Annotated in this window: 14 protein-coding genes and 2 pseudogenes; 6 read left to right on the top strand and 10 right to left on the bottom strand. The window is 60.1% G+C overall.

Annotated features, from left to right (window positions below; translation table 11 throughout):
• Positions 1-16: 16 nt before the first annotated feature.
• A complete protein-coding gene (locus CS390_RS13120; protein WP_099774901.1) occupies positions 17-1,198 on the top strand; it encodes an acetyl-CoA C-acetyltransferase in 1,182 nt (393 codons plus the stop codon).
• A 70-nt stretch (positions 1,199-1,268) separates the two neighbouring features.
• Here CS390_RS13120 and CS390_RS13125 read toward each other — a convergent pair whose 3' ends face one another.
• The gene (locus CS390_RS13125) at positions 1,269-2,021 is read right to left on the bottom strand and encodes a carbonic anhydrase (protein ID WP_065758358.1); all 753 of its coding nucleotides are present in this window, start codon (positions 2,019-2,021) and stop codon (positions 1,269-1,271) included.
• Between the two features lie 311 nt (positions 2,022-2,332).
• Between CS390_RS13125 and CS390_RS13130 the strand changes: the two genes are divergently transcribed.
• Positions 2,333-3,241, top strand: coding sequence for a universal stress protein (locus CS390_RS13130; RefSeq protein ID WP_099774903.1), 909 nt, complete (start codon positions 2,333-2,335; stop codon positions 3,239-3,241).
• A 10-nt stretch (positions 3,242-3,251) separates the two neighbouring features.
• On the top strand, positions 3,252-3,620 hold the full coding sequence (locus tag CS390_RS13135; protein ID WP_099774905.1) for a DUF5064 family protein: 369 nt from the start codon (positions 3,252-3,254) through the stop codon (positions 3,618-3,620).
• 65 nt (positions 3,621-3,685) lie between these two features.
• On the opposite strand, the gene CS390_RS13140 is transcribed toward CS390_RS13135, so the two are convergent.
• From CS390_RS13140 to CS390_RS13145, 3 genes and pseudogenes are all read right to left on the bottom strand, one after another.
• The gene (locus tag CS390_RS13140) at positions 3,686-5,305 is read right to left on the bottom strand and encodes a mechanosensitive ion channel family protein (protein ID WP_099774907.1); all 1,620 of its coding nucleotides are present in this window, start codon (positions 5,303-5,305) and stop codon (positions 3,686-3,688) included.
• A gap of 272 nt (positions 5,306-5,577) precedes the next feature.
• Entirely contained in the window at positions 5,578-5,781 is a 204-nt protein-coding gene (locus CS390_RS24975; RefSeq protein ID WP_145991817.1) for a hypothetical protein, read from the bottom strand.
• Between the two features lie 96 nt (positions 5,782-5,877).
• Positions 5,878-5,985 (bottom strand): annotated as a pseudogene (locus CS390_RS13145) (IS5/IS1182 family transposase); the annotation flags it as partial.
• A gap of 273 nt (positions 5,986-6,258) precedes the next feature.
• Between CS390_RS13145 and CS390_RS13150 the strand changes: the two are divergent.
• Positions 6,259-7,266 carry an aldo/keto reductase gene (locus CS390_RS13150; RefSeq protein ID WP_099774909.1) on the top strand — a complete coding sequence of 336 codons (1,008 nt, stop codon included), beginning with the start codon at positions 6,259-6,261 and terminating at the stop codon, positions 7,264-7,266.
• On the opposite strand, the gene nahK is transcribed toward CS390_RS13150, so the two are convergent.
• The 3 genes and pseudogenes from nahK to CS390_RS13165 all read right to left on the bottom strand — a co-directional run bounded on the left by nahK (position 7,244) and on the right by CS390_RS13165 (position 12,309).
• Positions 7,244-9,880: a hybrid sensor histidine kinase/response regulator NahK/ErcS' gene (nahK, locus tag CS390_RS13155; protein ID WP_099774911.1), complete on the bottom strand. Its 2,637-nt coding sequence runs from the start codon at positions 9,878-9,880 to the stop codon at positions 7,244-7,246. The genes CS390_RS13150 and nahK overlap by 23 nt on opposite strands.
• Positions 9,828-10,973: pseudogene (gene nosP, locus CS390_RS13160) on the bottom strand (nitric oxide-sensing protein NosP); the annotation flags it as partial. The gene nahK and the pseudogene nosP, both read right to left, overlap by 53 nt.
• A 154-nt stretch (positions 10,974-11,127) precedes the next feature.
• Complete coding sequence (locus tag CS390_RS13165) at positions 11,128-12,309, bottom strand: porin (RefSeq protein ID WP_099774913.1); 1,182 nt, start codon at positions 12,307-12,309, stop codon at positions 11,128-11,130.
• A gap of 338 nt (positions 12,310-12,647) precedes the next feature.
• Between CS390_RS13165 and CS390_RS13170 the strand changes: the two genes are divergently transcribed.
• Entirely contained in the window at positions 12,648-13,727 is a 1,080-nt protein-coding gene (locus CS390_RS13170; protein ID WP_099774915.1) for an enoyl-CoA hydratase/isomerase family protein, read from the top strand.
• A 16-nt stretch (positions 13,728-13,743) separates the two neighbouring features.
• Positions 13,744-14,895 carry an acyl-CoA dehydrogenase family protein gene (locus CS390_RS13175; RefSeq protein ID WP_065758349.1) on the top strand — a complete coding sequence of 384 codons (1,152 nt, stop codon included), beginning with the start codon at positions 13,744-13,746 and terminating at the stop codon, positions 14,893-14,895.
• Between the two features lie 76 nt (positions 14,896-14,971).
• On the opposite strand, the gene CS390_RS13180 is transcribed toward CS390_RS13175, so the two are convergent.
• The 3 genes from CS390_RS13180 to pedF are packed head-to-tail and all read right to left on the bottom strand — an operon-like array spanning position 14,972 to position 17,104.
• Positions 14,972-15,898, bottom strand: coding sequence for a quinoprotein relay system zinc metallohydrolase 1 (locus CS390_RS13180; RefSeq protein ID WP_099774917.1), 927 nt, complete (start codon positions 15,896-15,898; stop codon positions 14,972-14,974).
• 9 nt (positions 15,899-15,907) lie between these two features.
• Positions 15,908-16,663 carry a quinoprotein dehydrogenase-associated SoxYZ-like carrier gene (locus CS390_RS13185; RefSeq protein ID WP_065758347.1) on the bottom strand — a complete coding sequence of 252 codons (756 nt, stop codon included), beginning with the start codon at positions 16,661-16,663 and terminating at the stop codon, positions 15,908-15,910.
• A 3-nt stretch (positions 16,664-16,666) separates the two neighbouring features.
• Entirely contained in the window at positions 16,667-17,104 is a 438-nt protein-coding gene (gene pedF, locus CS390_RS13190) for a cytochrome c-550 PedF (RefSeq protein ID WP_099774919.1), read from the bottom strand.
• Positions 17,105-17,292 lie beyond the last annotated feature (188 nt).

The following is a 17,292-nucleotide window of genomic DNA, read 5'->3' on the forward strand; positions in this document are numbered from 1 at the left end:
AACACGGAGAGAGTCAATGCAAGAAGTCGTCATTGTCGCCGCCACGCGCACCGCGATCGGCAGTTTTCAAGGCTCACTGGCCGCGATCCCTGCGACAGAACTGGGTGCTTCGGTGATACGCAACCTGCTGCAACAGGCCGGGATTTGCGGCAGTGAAGTGGATGAAGTCATCCTCGGCCAGGTACTCACCGCTGGCAGTGGCCAGAACCCGGCACGTCAAGCGGCGATTCTCGCCGGCCTGCCCCATGCGGTGCCAGCACTGACCCTGAACAAGGTCTGCGGTTCAGGCCTCAAGGCGCTGCACCTCGGTGCCCAGGCCATTCGGTGTGGCGACGCCGAGGTGATCATCGCCGGCGGCATGGAAAACATGAGCCTGGCGCCTTATGTGCTGCCGGCCGCCCGCACGGGGCTGCGCATGGGCCATGCCAGCATGATCGACAGCATGATCAGTGACGGCTTGTGGGATGCCTTCAACGACTATCACATGGGTATTACCGCCGAGAACCTGGTGGAGCAGTACGCGATCAGCCGTGAAGCGCAGGACGCGTTTGCCGCAGCCTCCCAACAGAAGGCCTGCGCCGCCATCGAGGCCGGTCGCTTCATCGATGAAATCACACCGATCCTGATCCCGCAGCGCAAGGGCGAGCCCATTGCCTTCGCCACCGACGAACAACCACGCAGCGCAACCACTGCCGAATCCCTGGGCAAGCTCAAGCCAGCGTTCAAGAAAGACGGCAGTGTCACCGCTGGCAACGCGTCCAGCCTCAACGACGGCGCAGCAGCGGTGCTGTTAATGAGTGCAGAGAAAGCCAAGGCCTTGGGCTTGCCTGCACTGGCCCGCATTGCAGCCTACGCCAATGCCGGGGTTGACCCGGCAATCATGGGCATTGGCCCGGTCGACGCAACCCGCCGCTGCCTGGAAAAAGCCGGTTGGACCCTGGACCAACTGGACCTGATCGAAGCCAACGAGGCCTTCGCCGCACAGGCGCTCTCGGTAGGAAAAGAGCTGGATTGGGATGCAGACAAGGTCAACGTCAATGGAGGTGCCATCGCGCTTGGGCACCCTATCGGCGCTTCCGGTTGCCGGGTGCTGGTGACCCTGCTGCATGAAATGATCAAACGTGATGTCAACAAAGGCCTGGCCACGCTGTGCATCGGTGGTGGTCAGGGTGTTGCCCTGGCACTTGAGCGCGACTGATCAAGCCGAGGTGCAATAGAACAGCGCCGGTCAGCACAAGCGTGTGCTGACCGGCGTGTTTGCTGGCGTTTTAGCCCAGCAACTGAACCTTGCCACTCGCCAGTTCGTAGACCCCACCGACAATCTTCAAGCGCTTGGCGGCCAAGGCTTCGGTCAACACCGCAGACGCCCCTTTCAGGCGCTCGACGTTGTCCAGAACGTTCTGGCGAATGGCGTTGTCGAGCACATTGCCCGATTTGCCCATCACAGTCTTGACCGAAGGCTCCACGGCTTTGGCAAGCGTGTCGATATGCCCTGGGAAGGTCGTGCCATCGGTTGCCCGCTGCACCCCTGCCTTCACCGCGCCACAGGCTTCGTGACCCAGCACCATGATCACCGGGGTGCCCAGCACCGCTACGGCGTACTCAAGGCTGGCCAGGCCATCGGTGGTAACGAAATTGCCGGCCACGCGCACAGCAAAGATGTCGCCACGGGCACTGTCAAAGGCGTACTCCGGGGCAATGCGCGAATCTGCACAGCTGAGGATGGCCGCAAAGGGGTTTTGCCCGGATGCCAAGGCTTCCCGCTCGGAGAGGAAGTCATGCCGACGGGCGACGCCCTCGACATACCGCTGATTACCCTCCATCAACCGAGACAGCGCCAGGTCGGGCGTGAGGTCATTCTGTGGTTTAGGTAACGGGCCATCCTTGGGTGCAGCTATTGCTGGCATGGCCGGTAGCATCATCGCCCCAGCGGTCAACAAGGCGGCACCGCCACCAAAACGTAAAAACTGTCGGCGACTGGCTTGGCTGGCCGTATTGCGTTGCTCGTTACATTCACACATGGGCATACCTTCTCGGAAGCACGTAAAACGCGCATTTTCCGGTTATCTGCCCCCCGTGAACGCCGGATGATTCTGATAGCTCTGTAGGAGAATTCCTCTTATGACATGTAAAGCTTCAATCCAGTCGACGCCTGGACCGCCAAGCCCCCGCGATGACTGCTTATCGTAAAGCAGCCATTATTCTGCGTATGCGCTGAATGTCGGCCTATATTGAAGGTGTCGATGCCGGTGAAGCGTGCGCGCCTGAAACCTTCATTGACGCACGCTATTTCAGGGAGCTAGCGGACCATCCAAACCGTTGGAGGTGTCACATGAGCCAATATCAGCGCATCTTTCTCATCGCCGGCCAGAGCATGCGCCATTCGCCCGCCATGCAGCGCGCGCAAGCAATTGCCGATGCTACCGGGGCGGCCCTGCACATCACGTTGTTTATCGAAGATGTCGACATTCTGGGCCTGATGAGCGGTGGCGAAGCCTTGCGCAAACAACTGCAGGATGAACACCGCAAGTGGCTTGCCGATGAGGCTGACGTCATGCGCCGCAGCGGCATTGATGTCACCAGCGAAGTGGTGCTCACCCGTACCGTGTACGAAGACATGCTTGAGCAGGTGAAGCGGCTGCAGCCGGACCTGGTGATCAAAGACGTTCACCATGAGTCATTGCTCAAACGTGTATTCATCACGCCGCTGGATTGGCACTTGCTCAGAGAATGTCCGGCTGCTGTGCATTTTGTCAGCCAGATTCAATGCCCATTGCCACGTGTCATCGTCGCTGCCGTGGACCTCGCCCCACAACACACGCAAAACCCGGCCTCAACTACCAACGACTGCATCATGGCGACGGCTACCCGGCTCGCTGAACAATGCGATGCTGAGCTCCACTTGCTGCACGCCTACGATACGGCACACACCCATATCACCGATGCAGGTGCCGGGACGGTAACGATGCCAGGGTTCAACAGTGAAGTACGCAAAGCACTGCAGCATGCGTTCACTCAGCTTGCTGAACATTATGAAATACCGCCTGAGCGACAACACCTTCTTGCCGGATTCCCCGTCAAGGCGATTGCCGAATTTGCCGCGCAGCACCGCGCAGACGTCATCGTCATGGGCAACACCCATCACACAGGTCTTGATAAACGAGTAGGCAGCACCACCGAGCATGTGCTCTATCAAGTGCCCTGCAACATACTGGCAACTCGAGAAAAACTTGAACCCTGAGGAACTGTCCATGTTCACACCCGGTCATCTGCGTCGCAGTAACAACCCGAATATCCCTGGCGTTCCAAAGTTCGACATTGAGGTGTTCTATGAGGTTCGTCATGTTCCCGAAGAAGGCATGCTGATGCACTTCACGATGTCCGGGGAGGTCAATGGTCGTGCTTTTTCCGAAGAGTTCGACATGCACCGAGATACCGCGCACAACTTTGCCAGCCTGATTGCCAAGCATGCGGTCAAAAACGGCGTACCGCCCAATGCCAGCCCAATCATGCGTAATCACAGCGAATACGACGCGATGTTCAAGGATATTCGCGACAAACTGGGTATCAAGCCAGGGGATCCGATCAACCTGGATAACCTGGACAAAGACGGTCTCTGAGCCCTGCCCTGGTCGGTTGATCTACCTGGCACCCACTGCGCAAGTCGCCCCCTGAAGCAACGAGCCTAAGGTGCCCGGTGATCACCGTCCGGATTGGCGGGCGGGCTGTACCATTTGTCTCTGGGCACCCACTTCGCCTCGTGCGGGTCTCCCAGATAGTGCGGCGACATGATCTGTACGCCGTACTCATTGAACACGTCCTGGATATTGGCATGCAGCAGGGTCAACAACTCCGCACGCGGATGGGGTTGGCTCGGAATGGCTTGCGCCACTAACCGGTACTCGGGGTAGAAGTCCGACAGCGCGGTCTGGAACACCTGCGGCGGGGGTTGTTCGAGTACCCCCGTGGTACGCCGAGCAGCTTCCAGCAACATCGCTTCCACCTGCCGCCAAGGCGTGTCGTAGCCAATAGTGACCGTGGTGTCGACGACATAACCAGCCCCTTGCACGGTGCGCGAGTAATTCTTGGTCACCGCATTGGTGATCATCGAATTGGGCAGGGTCAGCACTTCTCCAAGCCCGGTACGAATGCGAGTCGTAAACATCCCAAGCTCCGTCACAGTGCCTTCATGCTCACCGATACGCACAAATTCGCCCGGGCGCAATGTGCGCGTATAGGTCAGTATCAACCCGGCCGCCGCCTGCCCGACCACACTGCTGGCACCTAGCGAGATCATCAGGCCAATCAGTACCGACAGCCCCTTGAAGGCTTCCGTATGGGCGCCCGGCAGGTATGGGTAGGCCATCGCCAGAGCAAACAACCAGATGGCCAGCGAGGTAAGGCGCGTGGTGGGTTGCAGGGTTTCCTCGTTGAGCCAACCGAAAACGCCCGAGATGGCGATACGCCGCAGCACGCTTTTGCTAAAGCCACTGAAGCCCCGAGCAATGAGAAAAATCGCCAGCACAACACCCAGCCGAGGCACAGCATCGATCATGCTCTCGAACAATGACTGGGCAACGCTGAGCAAGTAGTTGTTCAGGCTCTCGCCCCAAGGGCGCGTATACGGAAAGCGTGAAAGCACAAAGCCCAACCACTGATACGTGAGCAACACCACCAGCACCCAACGCAGGAACCACAAGACACGACTAATCAAGGGGTACAGGTAACTGGCGTCGATCAGCGGCATCTGGCCAACCTTCAACGACAGCGCATGCCGTTTCATCAATGCCGGCAGTACTGCAAGCAGCCTGCGACGAATGAAAAAGATCACCCACAACAGACCAAACAGCAGCAGAGAGGCCACCGCACAGGCCAGGGCAGCCCTGAGCATCTGCTGCACACTTCGCGCTTCCCGGGTTTCAGCAACGACCAGACGCAAATTCTCCGCAGCACCCTGTGCCGCTTGCATCACCGACTCGAACTGCAGTTCATCAACGTCCTTGGGAGAGATGATGAAAGCCCGCCTGGGCCCTATCAACACCAGATAGCTGTTCAACATCGGATCGACGCTGACCTCAAGCGAGTCTGTGCTGTCGAGCGCTTCATTGATTACAGCAGTGGCGTGCTTCACCCGCAGCTCCGGCACTTCGCCAAGCAAGGGCACCCGAAAGACCGTGATGGTGCGGTTGGCGATCTTCAGCTCAGCGCTGGGCGGTGGCTCTGTTGGCGTGTCGGCGGCAACACCCAAGGCTGGCATCAGCCAGCAGCACCACAAAAGTATCCCTACCAGCGCCCGGCTACGCATACGCTCTCAACCCCCTCGACACAGACGACCACCGCAGATGGTGTTTTCGCCAGTGTAGTCGCTGTTGCCAGAGGGGCAGCGGGAGCTAGTCCCGAGAGCGGAGTTCAGGTCGACCTTTCCGGGTAGACGCAGGTAACGGCCGAACATGACGGTTCATATAAAGCCTTGTTTTTGGGTGGAGTTATGCCGCCAACATGCAGGACAAATGACGTACAGTCTTCAGGATGAATTCGTTGAGTTATGCACCAGCATGCGAAAAACAGGGCCGTTAACTACCACAGATTACGCAACCTTGGAACATAAAAACGTAAGCTGCAGGCAGCAATAATAAGAAAAACAACTCCAACAACACCCCAATAGTAATGACCCTCAATCGGAACTATTGCCGTCACGCCCCACACAACGAACAACGCATAAAACATCGATGAACCAATAATGGCCAAATACAAACCAAAAATAGAAAAATCAATACGCATGACTTATGGAGCCTCATGAATACACATTATAAAAATCAATATACCCTGCGTTCATAGGCGATATGGAGCACACGACACAAGAGGCCGAGAACCTGTCGCTTCTACCATGGCCGGGGTGCTCAGCGAAAACCCGTCTTGCAGCAGGTGGATGTGCCGCATGGTTTCCAATGGATAAGGCTTACGGCCGCCACCCGCCTTTGGATGGAGCCCTCACAATGAGATAGCTTTGGAACTATCGGTTTTCCAGCCCGCAACGAAAAGCCCCGCAGACGTTGATCTGCGGGGCTTTCAAACAATAGAGGCCGAGGTCGAACCGGCGTAGAAGGATTTGCAATTCGACAGGACGATGATCAGCACGCTGAACTGTGTCATCTGCCGCACACGACGTGTCTTTCTGGGGCCTGCAAGCAATGCTTTTAATCCCTCACAGATCTGTGTAAAACAGATGGGATCCAAAACGCACAGGGGGCTTCAATCATGATCTACCGTCCATTGGGCCAAAGCGGCCTGCAAGTGTCCGCGCTGACCCTGGGCAGCATGATGTTCGGCGAACAGACCAGCGCCGAAGACTCGCTGCGTATCATCGACAAGGCCTGGGACCAGGGCATCAACTTCATCGATACCGCTGACGTCTACAACGGCGGCCGCTCCGAAGAAATTGTCGGCGAAGCCATCGCCCGCCATCGTCAGGATTGGGTGCTGGCCTCCAAGGTGGGCTTCGGCCCCGTGGATGGCGTTCCCAACCGCAGCGGGCTGAGCCGCAAGCATATTTTCAATGCCATCGAAGCCAGCCTGACACGCCTGGGCACAGACTATCTGGACATCTACTACCTGCACCGCGAAGACCATGGCACCCCGCTGGAGGTCACCGTATCCGCCATCGGCGACCTGCTGCGCCAGGGCAAGATCCGCCATTGGGGTGTGTCGAATTTTCGCGGCTGGCGCATTGCCGAGATCGTCAACCTGGCCGAGCGCATGGGTGTCGCAAAACCCGTGGTCAGCCAGCCGTTGTACAACATCGTCAACCGTCAGGCCGAACCTGAGCAGTTCACCGCCGCCGCCCATCATGGCTTGGGCATCGTCCCCTTCAGCCCACTGGCCCGTGGCGTCCTCAGCGGCAAGTACGCGCCCAATGCCACCCCTGACGCCAACAGCCGGGCCGGACGCCAGGACAAACGTATCCTGGAAACGGAATGGCGAGCCGAGTCGCTGGAAATCGCCCAGAAGATCCACGCCTACACCGAAACCAAAGGCGTTGGCATGGTCGAGTTCGCCATTGCCTGGGTGCTCAACAATCGACTGATCAGTTCAGCCATCGTTGGCCCGCGCACCGAGGCCCAATGGGACACCTACAGCGGCGCCCTGTCGGTCGAGATCAACGCCGAAGACGAAGCCTTCATCGAGGCGCTGGTGACCCCGGGCCATGCCTCAACCCATGGCTACAACGATGTCAGCCACTTCGTCAGCGGACGTCTGCCGCGCTGAGTACCGGGCCCAGAAGGTGGCTGATGGCAGCCTTGAGCTTCATCGGCCGCACTGGTTTGTTCAGCAAGCTGTGCCCCAAGGCCCGCACTTGCTGCTTGAGTTCGTTGCTGTAGTTGGCGGTGATCATCAAGGCGGGCAAGGGTGTCGCCCGCCGGGCGTTGATCGCAGCCACGGCGTCAACACCATTGCGGTCGTTATCCAGGTGGTAATCGGCAATCAACAGGTCGGCACCGGCATGGTCGGTGGCCACTTGGCGAGCCAGGTCTGCTTCGCTCAGCGCGGTCACCACTTCGCACCCCCATTGTTCAAGCAAGGTGCGCATCCCCGCGCAGATCGCCGCGTCATTGTCCAACACCCAGATGCGCGCGCCCTGCAGGCGTTCCACAAACGGCTCCAGCGGTGGCGTGGCTATGCGAGTGCGAGGCCCGCGCTTGCTGCGCGGCACTTCAATGGAGAACACAGAGCCTTTACCCGGCGTCGAGCGTACCGCGATCCGGTGCCCTAGAATGCCGGCGATTTTTTCCACGATGGCCAACCCCAGCCCCAACCCGCGATCCTGATCCGGGCGCTGAACATCACCGCGCTTGAACTCCTGGAAGATCTCACCGCGCTTGTCGGCAGCAATGCCGATACCGGTATCCCAAACCTCAATCAACAACCGCTTACCGCGCCGACGACAGCCCAGCAACACGCGGCCTCGGGGGGTATAGCGGATGGCGTTGCTGAGCAGGTTGCGCAGGATGCGCGCCAACAACTGGATGTCACTGCGCACTTTCAGGCTGCACGGTACGTAATCCAACCGTAAACCTTCAGTGTCGGCGATGTGGGCATATTCCGCCGCAAGGTTATCGAGCAGGTCACTCAGCGCGAAAGGCGCAACATCGGCCTTGATCACCCCGGCATCGAGCTTGGAAATATCAACAAGGGTACCGAGCAGGTTCTCCACATCATCCAGCGAGTTGCTGACATTGCGCACCAGCGCCGGGCTGCTGCTGGGCTGCTCCTGCAACGCGCTGGTAAACAATCGCGCGGCATTGAGCGGCTGCAGCAAGTCATGGCTGACGGCAGCGAGGAACTTGGTCTTGGACAGGTTGGCCCGATCGGCATCCTGCTTGGCCTCCCGCAGCCGCGCCTCGGCCGTGCGTCGTTCCTCGATCTCACGCAACAGCTGCTGATTGAGGCTTGTGAGCTCAGCGGTGCGTTCGCGCACCCGCACTTCGAGGTGTTGATAGGCCTGGTGCAAGGCCTCTGCAGTACGCCGACGCTCAGTGATGTCGCGAATCAGTACGAAGATACCAACCACTTCACCACTGGCCAACTGATTAGGGACATAGGAGCGCAGCATGTAGCGTTCCTGGCCGTTGACGTTGGTTTCAGCCATCTCAAAGGTCACGCTCTCCCCCGCCAGCGCGCGTTCAACGTAGCTTTCCAGGCGCTGGCAGTGCTCGGGGCTGTGCGCCTCGCGCAGGCTCTGGCCAAGCATCAGGCCGCGTGGCCAGCAATACCACTGCTCGTACACCTTGTTGGTGAACTCGTAGACCAGATCGGCATTGAGGTAGGCAATGAGCGCCGGTACGTGGTCGGTAATCAGGCGAATCCAGCGCTCGCTTTCGCTCAGTGCTTCAGCATGCTGGTAACGCTCGGTAATGTCGGTGAAGGTGTTGACGAACCCACCTGCGGGCAATGGATGAGTACGTATCTCCAACATGCGCCCATCGTACAGGCGCTGCTCCAGCTCACGGATGGCGCGGCCATTGGCATCGCGACTGGAGGGGGTCAGCAAGGCCAATTCGCTGTCGCCGATCACTTCGGCGAAGTCGCGATGGGCGGCAATCGGTGCCAGCCCGCTGAGTTCGAGAAAGCGTCGATTCCACAATTCGAGAACACCGTCGGCACTGACCATCGCCACCCCTTGGGAGAGGTTGTCGACGGCCCGTTGCAACAGCCGCGTTTTTTGTGCGAGCGCCTGCTCACGGCGCTGGGTTTCACTGAGTTTGACCTCGGTGATATCGGTGAACAGCATCACCCGCCCACCGTCACGGGTCGGGCGCTCGCTGACCTGCAGCCAGCGCCCGTTATGCAGGCGGTACACCGCGTGTTCTTCAGCCGAGCCGCGCAACGCCTCGGCGAACAGGCCGGTGCTGTGCATCAGGCGCTTGACCTCAGCCAGGCGCATGCCACTGATGATGCGGATCCGGCTACCGGCCCAAAAGGCCTTGAACCGGCTATTGAACAACACGATACGCAGGTCCTGATCGAACAACACGAACGCATCCGAGATGCTCTCAATCGCATCGACCAGATGCTGATGGGCCGTCTCGGCGCGCAATCGGGCGTCGCTGAGCAAATGATTGCTGGCCTTGAGTTCAGCCATTGCCTGGTTCAACGCATCGGTACGCTCGCGCACCTGCTCGGCCAGGACGACCGAGTGCTGGAATGCTGCGTAGGAGTCGTCAGGACGCGCAGCCCCCGACTCCAGGCGTTCAATCAGCGCCGCATTGATCCTGGCCAGTTTTTGATTGGCCCGCTGGAGCTGGGCAATCTGCTCCGCTGCGCAAATCTCGGGGCCGTCCAATGGCAACACCGGTGAAGGTCTGGTTGATGTGCATGCCATTGAACTGTTCTCCATAGGAGTTGAAGCCAAGCACTCGGCGTTCGCGCAGGAATGTACTGACGGCGACAAAGTCATCACTGCCTTCAAGCTCCAGGCGACGCAGGAAGCAGTCGCAACCGATGGTCAACAGCAGCGGCCCCAGGCGCTGCTGCAGCCCTTCGAACAACTGCTCCAGGTTGGGTATCAGCGGCCCGGGGTGCATGGCGGTGAGCACGATGCCGTTCTCCACCGCGCAGTAGAAACTCAGGCTCAAGTCATCGTGAACCTGTTGAATGGCCCGTACGTAGTAGCGCTCATTGAGCCGAACGGCCAGCGGGTGCGCAGCAAAGGTCCGATGATTGATCGCCTCGACCGGCACACCGATCAGTTGTGCATATTCCAATGCCGCAGGTTCGGCATTGAGCTCATACACACGGCGCAGGTTGCGGTCAGCCCGGGTGACAACCAGCTTCTCTGTACGTGGCTGGATGTGGTGGGTGGTGAACACCTCGAAATCCAGCCAGGTATTGACCAACAGCACCACTGCCGCGCCCGTGTGGAAGGCGCCGTCAAAATAGACATGGGTGTGGTGCAAGTAGTTGTCGTCGCCGGCCGAACCACCGAAATGCGGGATATCCCCCAGTGCCGCACTGAGGGCAGCGAGGAACATTTCTTCACGACTGGACAAGCCATCAAGCAAGGTCAGGGCGAAGCTGTGACCTTTGATCGGCGCCAGGGTGTTGCCCCGACACCCACCGACCAGGCGCTCAACCATGTGTTGAGCATCGATCAGGCTGAAATGCTGCATGTGATCGACCAGTTCGGCGGCAATGGAAAACTGCCGATGGTCGAAACCCAGCGCCGTGACACACCCGCGACCGTAGCCGTCAGGGGTGATCTCTCCGGCGCTGGTACAACCGGCCAGGCGGATCCCGCCAAAGCTTTGCCCCAACGCCTGGGCCAAGGCTGGCAGGTCGTACTCGGCCGAGCAGAAAAACAGCACAAACCCCAAATGCGGGTGCAGCAGTTGCCGAGCCAGGTCCTGCGCCACCTCGTCGGCGGCTGCGGCCCGTGACATGGCGCTGATGACACCTTCGGCCTGAAACTGCTGCATAACGGCCTCCTGGGTGGGGCGATAGCTCATGGCGGCAGTGTACGAGCGGTGCAGCACAGGCCGAATGCTACTTGGGTACTGGGTTGGCGTGTCGTTGGTTGTAGTGCCGTGGGTGTCAGGCGCAGGCCCTGTCAGAAACCAGAGGCATGGGAGCTCACCAGGTCAGCACGGCCCCCACCGCGAAGGTATCGGTGTCTTCGTTCTGGGCATCGCCCTCATGCCCGGTGATCTCGAACTGGTTGTACTCGGCCACCAGCTTGAGGTTGTCGTTGATGTCATGAAACAAGGCGACACCTCGGGTCTCGTAATCCGCCCCGGTATTGACCGCACCGTTGCCATCATCGTTGGTCTTGCCATAGGACAATGCCACGCGGTTCTTGCCGAACCGGTACGAGCCCTGCATCAGGTAACCCTTGCTGTCCACCTCGCGCAGCGTCGCTTCCCCGGCATTGTTGGTAAAAAACGGATTGATCCCTTTGGCGGTAAAGCCGGAGCCGGTCAGCGAAAAGCTGCCCATCTTGGCCTGCACACCGTAGCCGAGCCCTTTGGAGGTCACCGTATCGACCGTACTGTCGGTGTTCTCCGAAGTCTGGTAGGAGCCGTTGAGCCAACTGTAGATCTGCGCGCCACCGAGGTCGAACTGATAGGTAATCTCGCTCTCGGTACGCGGGGCTTCCTGATAGGCCTTGCCCACATCGCTGTCATCGTTGGTATCAACCGGGTCCATGATCCCCACCGCCACGCGCAGCCCGTCCATCAGCGGCGTGCGGTAGGTAATCTGTGAGGTCGGGAACGGGTATGGATAGCCACTGCCGATGTTGCCGAACGATACCCCGCCACCGTCCACCAGCCCCAAGGTGTCGCTGACCTGGCCATAACCGGCAAGCAACTCGTCGAGCAGGATGTTGGAGCGGGCAAACAGACCGAAGTCCTTGCCGATCAGCACTTCGCCCCACTCGGGGTTGGCCACGGTACCGTAGAACTGCCGGACGTCGATGGCCGTGTCAGTGCCGTTGGTCTCACTGTCGTTGATGGTCACCCAGAACGAAGCACGCCCGCCCAGCTTCAGGTCATCGACCTGACGGGTCATGTTGAAACCCAGGTAGTTGGGCAGAAAGCCCATCTTCACCCGTGACTGGCGCCGATCGTACTGCTCACCCGCACGGTCGACATCGCTGTTGACGTAGAAGGCGTTGATGTAGCCGTCGGTAGCGAAGGTGGTCTGGTCCTTGTCGTACAGCATGATTTCGGCCTCGGCCAAGGGGCTAAGGCCCAGGGCTGCGACGCTGGCGAGCAAGGGCAGGAAACGGGCATTGGCGTTGTTATTGTTGTGCATGGCGCTCTCCGCAAGCAGGGGGACAGGTGTCGGAGGCGATTATCGGAAGCCTGCGCTGGCTGCCCTACACTGCATTGGAGGCAAAGTGCTGCTGCTTTGGCCCGGCGTGACAGGCGGTGGGCCAAGGGCACTAGTACCGCGTACGGCGGTGCCACAACGCTAAAGTGCCAGTACTGTAGGCATAAGGCGTGGTTCGCCATGCAAAAATGCAGATTAGGACTGCAGTTTTGCGGATTGTATTCGGCAAATTTGCACTGCTACGATCCGGCAATCCTTGAAGGCTCATCCACAGCGTGACAATTCATGTGGAAAATCAATAACAAAGCAGGGAGATAGCGATGACCGCGCAAGCCCACCCTCCGGTCTCTGTCGACACGACCCAAGTACTGGCGGAGGTCCGCAACCATATCGGTTACCTGACGCTCAACCGCCCCGCCGGCCTCAATGCCATCACACTGGAAATGGTGCGCAGCCTGCACCAGCACCTCAAGGCCTGGAGCAGCGATCCTCAGGTACGTGCTGTCGTCCTGCGTGGAGAAGGCCCGAAGGGCTTCTGCGCCGGTGGTGACATCCGCTCGCTCTACGACAGCTACAAAGCCGGTGACAGCCTGCACAAGGACTTCTTCGTCGAGGAATATGCCCTTGACCTGGCGATCCATCATTACCGCAAACCGATCCTCGCCTTGATGGACGGTTTCACACTGGGCGGCGGCATGGGCCTGGCGCAAGGCGCCGAGTTGCGTATCGTGACCGAACGCAGCCGCCTGGCCATGCCGGAAACCGCCATCGGCTACTTCCCGGATGTCGGCGGCAGCTACTTCCTCTCGCGCATCCCCGGCGAGCTGGGCATTTACCTGGGTGTCAGCGGCGTGCAGGTGCAGGCCGCCGATGCACTCTATTGCGGGCTGGCCGACTGGTACGTCGAGAGCAACCAGCTGGCCGTGCTGGAAGAGCGCCTGGACAAGCTGAACTGGAGTGCCAACCCACTCAAGGACCTGCAAGGCGTACTGGCCAAGCTCGGCACCCAGGCGCTGGACAATCCGCCACTGGCAGGCCTGCGCCCTGCCATCGACCACTTCTTCGCCCAGCCCGACCTGCCGAGCATCATCGAGCAACTGCGCAGCGTGAGCGTCGCCGATAGCCGCGAGTGGGCCTTGAAAACCGTAGAGATCCTGGAGAGTCGCTCACCGCTGGCCATGGCGGTCACCTTGCAGATGCTTCGTCGGGGTCGCACGCTAAGCCTTGAAGACTGCTTCAAAATGGAACTGCACCTGGACCGGCAATGGTTCGAGCACGGCGACCTGATCGAAGGCGTACGTGCGCTGATCATCGACAAGGACAAACAACCGCGCTGGAACCCGCCGACCCTGGCGGCGCTGGAATCCAAGCGCGTCGACCAATTCTTCGAAGGCCTCTGAGGGCTGGAGTACGCACATGCAAGACCTGGAACTGACTGAAGAACAGATCATGATCCGCGACATGGCGCGCGACTTCGCCCGAGGCGAAATTGCCCCCCACGCCCAAGCCTGGGAAAAAGCCGGCTGGATCGACGATGGTGTGGTCGCGAAGATGGGCGAACTCGGCCTGCTCGGCATGGTCGTGCCGGAACAATGGGGCGGCAGCTACACCGACTACGTCGCCTACGCCCTGGCGGTTGAAGAGATTTCCGTGGGTGACGGCGCCACAGGCGCGTTGATGAGTATTCACAACTCGGTCGGCTGCGGCCCGCTGCTGGCCTATGGCAGCGCCGAGCAACAACAGACCTGGCTTGAGCCACTGGCCACGGGCAAGGTCATCGGCTGCTTCTGCCTCACCGAACCACAAGCCGGCTCGGAAGCCCACAACCTGCGCACCCGTGCCGAGCTGCAAGGCGATCACTGGGTCATCAACGGTGCCAAGCAGTTCGTCAGCAATGCCCGCCGCGCTGGCCTGGCGATTGTCTTTGCCGTGACCGATCCAGAGTTGGGCAAGAAAGGCCTCTCGGCCTTCCTGGTGCCTACCGACAACGAAGGCTTTGTCGTCGATCGCAGCGAGCACAAGATGGGTATCCGTGCCTCCGACACCTGCGCCGTGACATTGAACAACTGCCGTATTCCTGCAGCCAACCTGCTGGGCGAGCGCGGCAAAGGCCTGGCCATCGCGCTGTCCAACCTTGAAGGCGGGCGTATCGGCATTGCTGCCCAGGCATTGGGCATCGCCCGCGCTGCGTTTGAAGCGGCCCTGACCTACTCCCGCGACCGTATCCAGTTCGGCAAGCCAATCAACGAACACCAGAGCATCGCCAACCTGCTGGCCGACATGCAACTGCAGATCAACGCTGCACGCTTGCTTATCCTGCACGCCGCGCGCCTGCGCAGCGCTGGCTTGCCGTGCCTGTCGGAAGCCTCCCAGGCCAAGCTGTTCGCCTCGGAAATGGCCGAGCGGGTATGTTCCAAGGCGATTCAGGTGCATGGCGGCTATGGCTACCTGGAAGACTACCCGGTTGAGCGCTACTACCGCGATGCGCGGATCACCCAGATCTATGAAGGCTCCAGCGAAATCCAGCGGATGCTGATTGCGCGGGAATTGAAGCACTACCCGCTCTGACCGCTACAAGAGCCAGCCTCTGCGGTGAGAGGCTGGCTTGCCAGCGCTACAAACGCCGCGTACTCACGGCCAAACCTCAGCGATCCACCCGGCGCAACACGTCACGTTCATACTGCGGATACAGATGGCTGACGGTTCGGGTCAGCTCATACTGGGTCAGGCTGATCCCGGCAAAGCGCTCAGGGATCGGCGTTGCCAATACCTCGTTCATCTCAAGACCTTGCAGGGCGCTGTCGTGCAGCAACCCATCGAGCCATCCCAGGTAATCCACCATCTGTTCAAAGGGCGCCGAGTCATTGGCCAGCGGACCGTGGCCAGGTACCAGCAGCGTCCAGGGCAAGCCTTTCAACTGCTGCAAGTCCTGCAGCCAGACATCCAGCCCCGGACTATGCGGTGTGGTCAGGGCGCGTTGATAGAACAACAGATCACCGGCGAACAGCACCCCGGTCTTTTCATCGAATACTGCTAGGTCCGCACCGCTGTGGCCGCTGAACGCCAACAAACGCAAAGGGTGGCTGCCAAACACCTGCAGGCCGGGCTCAAGCACCTGGTCTGGCAAGTGCACCTGAGTGCCGCGCATCCAGTCACCCACCAGCCGGTACATGTTTTCGGCCAGGGCGTCGCCCTGCTCCTTGAGCCGCACACCCGTCCCGGCCAGGGCCCCGACAGGCACATCGGCAAACGCCTGGTTACCCAGCGCATGGTCGGGGTGATGGTGGGTCAACAGCACCTGCACGACAGGCTTGTCGGTCACACGGGCGATGGCCTGGCGCAAGGCCTGGCCGTAACGTAGTGACGGCCCCGTGTCGATCACCACGACGCCGGCTTCCGTGACAATAAACGCGCTGTTGACGATGTTTGCACCATTGCTGCGAGAGAAGTTTTCGGTGCTGCCCTCCAGCATCCAGGTGTCGGTGGCGATCTGGCGCGGCATCAGCCGGTAGTCCAGATCGGCAAGGCTCGGCAGGCTGAACGCAGCCAGCAATAGCACTATCAAGCGCATGGGTGGGTCTCACTCCAGGGCAGCATCGAATTGATTGCCGTTGTTGTCGCGCAAGCGTAGCCGTACCGGGCCGGTATCGCGCAGATCGAAAGAAAGGCTGGGGTTCTCACTCACCGCCGGGTACAACACCAGGGTCGCCAACGAGTGCCCGGCGACGTCGAACAGTTCAGCCTGCTCGATGAAAAACTCCGGTGTGCCCGCCACCAGGCCATTGTCCATGGGGTGCGCAACGTGCACGCGCAGGCGACTGAACCCCTCTCGCGGGTAGCGGCCACCCAGTACCTGGCCCAGGCGCTGCTCCCAGTCAGGTTGGCTGCGCACCACGCTGGGCGCCGTACAGCCGCCACCCGCCGCATCGATCAGGGTCGAGCCGACATGCCAGACACCGTCTTCGGTCTGCACGGCTGCGCGCAAGGCCGTAGCCTGCTCAATACGGATACGGATCGCCAGCCAAGGCAACACATGAGGCCCCGGTTGAAAGTCGACGATTGTCGGCAAGGGGTTAAGCTCTGCCCAGGCAATAATGCGCGTAACCTTACCCGGCACGTCACGCGCATCGATTTGCAGCGGTACCTGGCGGGCGTCCTCGGCAAATGGCGGGGCAATCACACGCACCCGCGCATCAAAAAGATAGGGGTCGTCCTTGATCCACTGTTTACGGTAGAACTCCCACATCACCGACGGTACCGGGTCCGGCCCTGGCTCAATGGCCTGCACAGGCATACCGAGCATCAGCAGCGCCAGCAGCAACGGCCCGCGGCTCATGGCTCACTCCTCGACGTGCACGCTGTCCAGGTAGCTGCGTACCGCCCAAAGCGCTTCCTGGCTCAGGTAATCTGCCATTTTCGGCATGTACACACGACCGTCGCGCACCGCGCCGTTGCGCACGCGCTCAACAAACCATTCATCACCGTTCACGCCGGCATCGAGCATGCGCAGGTCCGGTGCAATACCACCGGATTTGGCCTCCAGACCGTGGCAGGCGGCGCAGTTCTGGTTATAGGCAGACGCGCCGATCGAGACTGCCTTTTCCTGTTGTTCGGTGTTGCGATAAGGGTTTTCCGTGCGCCATTCGCTGCCCAGTTGCTCCAGACCGTCGGTCTTGACCGCCTGGGGAACGACGTTGCCATGGGCGAAGACTGCGCCCGCACTCAACAGGCTGCCCGTCACAATCAGGCTCAACCAGGCTTTCTTTACTGTTTTCATTGTTCTGCCCTCGACTTCTCTGCACGATGCACGCGAAAACCTCTCGACTGAAAGGTTCTGCCGGGCATCTTAGGAAGGCCGCAGAGGTGCCCCCATGCTGCTTTGGTGGTCGCGCCTTACTCCCTTGGTAGTAGGGCTTGTGGGGCAGTGCCAAATCATATCCGGGGTGGGAAGTTTTCCCGGGGCAG

It is taken from the genome of Pseudomonas sp. HLS-6, assembly GCF_002753995.1.
Lineage (GTDB): Bacteria > Pseudomonadota > Gammaproteobacteria > Pseudomonadales > Pseudomonadaceae > Aquipseudomonas > Aquipseudomonas defluvii.

Bases quoted from the DNA above. Each gene is read 5' to 3' on its own strand.
- CS390_RS13120 (WP_099774901.1), top strand. From the start codon at position 17: ATGCAAGAAGTCGTCATTGTCGCCGCCACGCGCACCGCGATCGGCAGT.
- CS390_RS13125 (WP_065758358.1), bottom strand. From the start codon at position 2,021: ATGTGTGAATGTAACGAGCAACGCAATACGGCCAGCCAAGCCAGTCGC.
- CS390_RS13130 (WP_099774903.1), top strand. From the start codon at position 2,333: ATGAGCCAATATCAGCGCATCTTTCTCATCGCCGGCCAGAGCATGCGC.
- CS390_RS13135 (WP_099774905.1), top strand. From the start codon at position 3,252: ATGTTCACACCCGGTCATCTGCGTCGCAGTAACAACCCGAATATCCCT.
- CS390_RS13140 (WP_099774907.1), bottom strand. From the start codon at position 5,305: ATGCGTAGCCGGGCGCTGGTAGGGATACTTTTGTGGTGCTGCTGGCTG.
- CS390_RS24975 (WP_145991817.1), bottom strand. From the start codon at position 5,781: ATGCGTATTGATTTTTCTATTTTTGGTTTGTATTTGGCCATTATTGGT.
- CS390_RS13150 (WP_099774909.1), top strand. From the start codon at position 6,259: ATGATCTACCGTCCATTGGGCCAAAGCGGCCTGCAAGTGTCCGCGCTG.
- nahK (WP_099774911.1), bottom strand. From the start codon at position 9,880: ATGGCATGCACATCAACCAGACCTTCACCGGTGTTGCCATTGGACGGC.
- CS390_RS13165 (WP_099774913.1), bottom strand. From the start codon at position 12,309: ATGCACAACAATAACAACGCCAATGCCCGTTTCCTGCCCTTGCTCGCC.
- CS390_RS13170 (WP_099774915.1), top strand. From the start codon at position 12,648: ATGACCGCGCAAGCCCACCCTCCGGTCTCTGTCGACACGACCCAAGTA.
- CS390_RS13175 (WP_065758349.1), top strand. From the start codon at position 13,744: ATGCAAGACCTGGAACTGACTGAAGAACAGATCATGATCCGCGACATG.
- CS390_RS13180 (WP_099774917.1), bottom strand. From the start codon at position 15,898: ATGCGCTTGATAGTGCTATTGCTGGCTGCGTTCAGCCTGCCGAGCCTT.
- CS390_RS13185 (WP_065758347.1), bottom strand. From the start codon at position 16,663: ATGAGCCGCGGGCCGTTGCTGCTGGCGCTGCTGATGCTCGGTATGCCT.
- pedF (WP_099774919.1), bottom strand. From the start codon at position 17,104: ATGAAAACAGTAAAGAAAGCCTGGTTGAGCCTGATTGTGACGGGCAGC.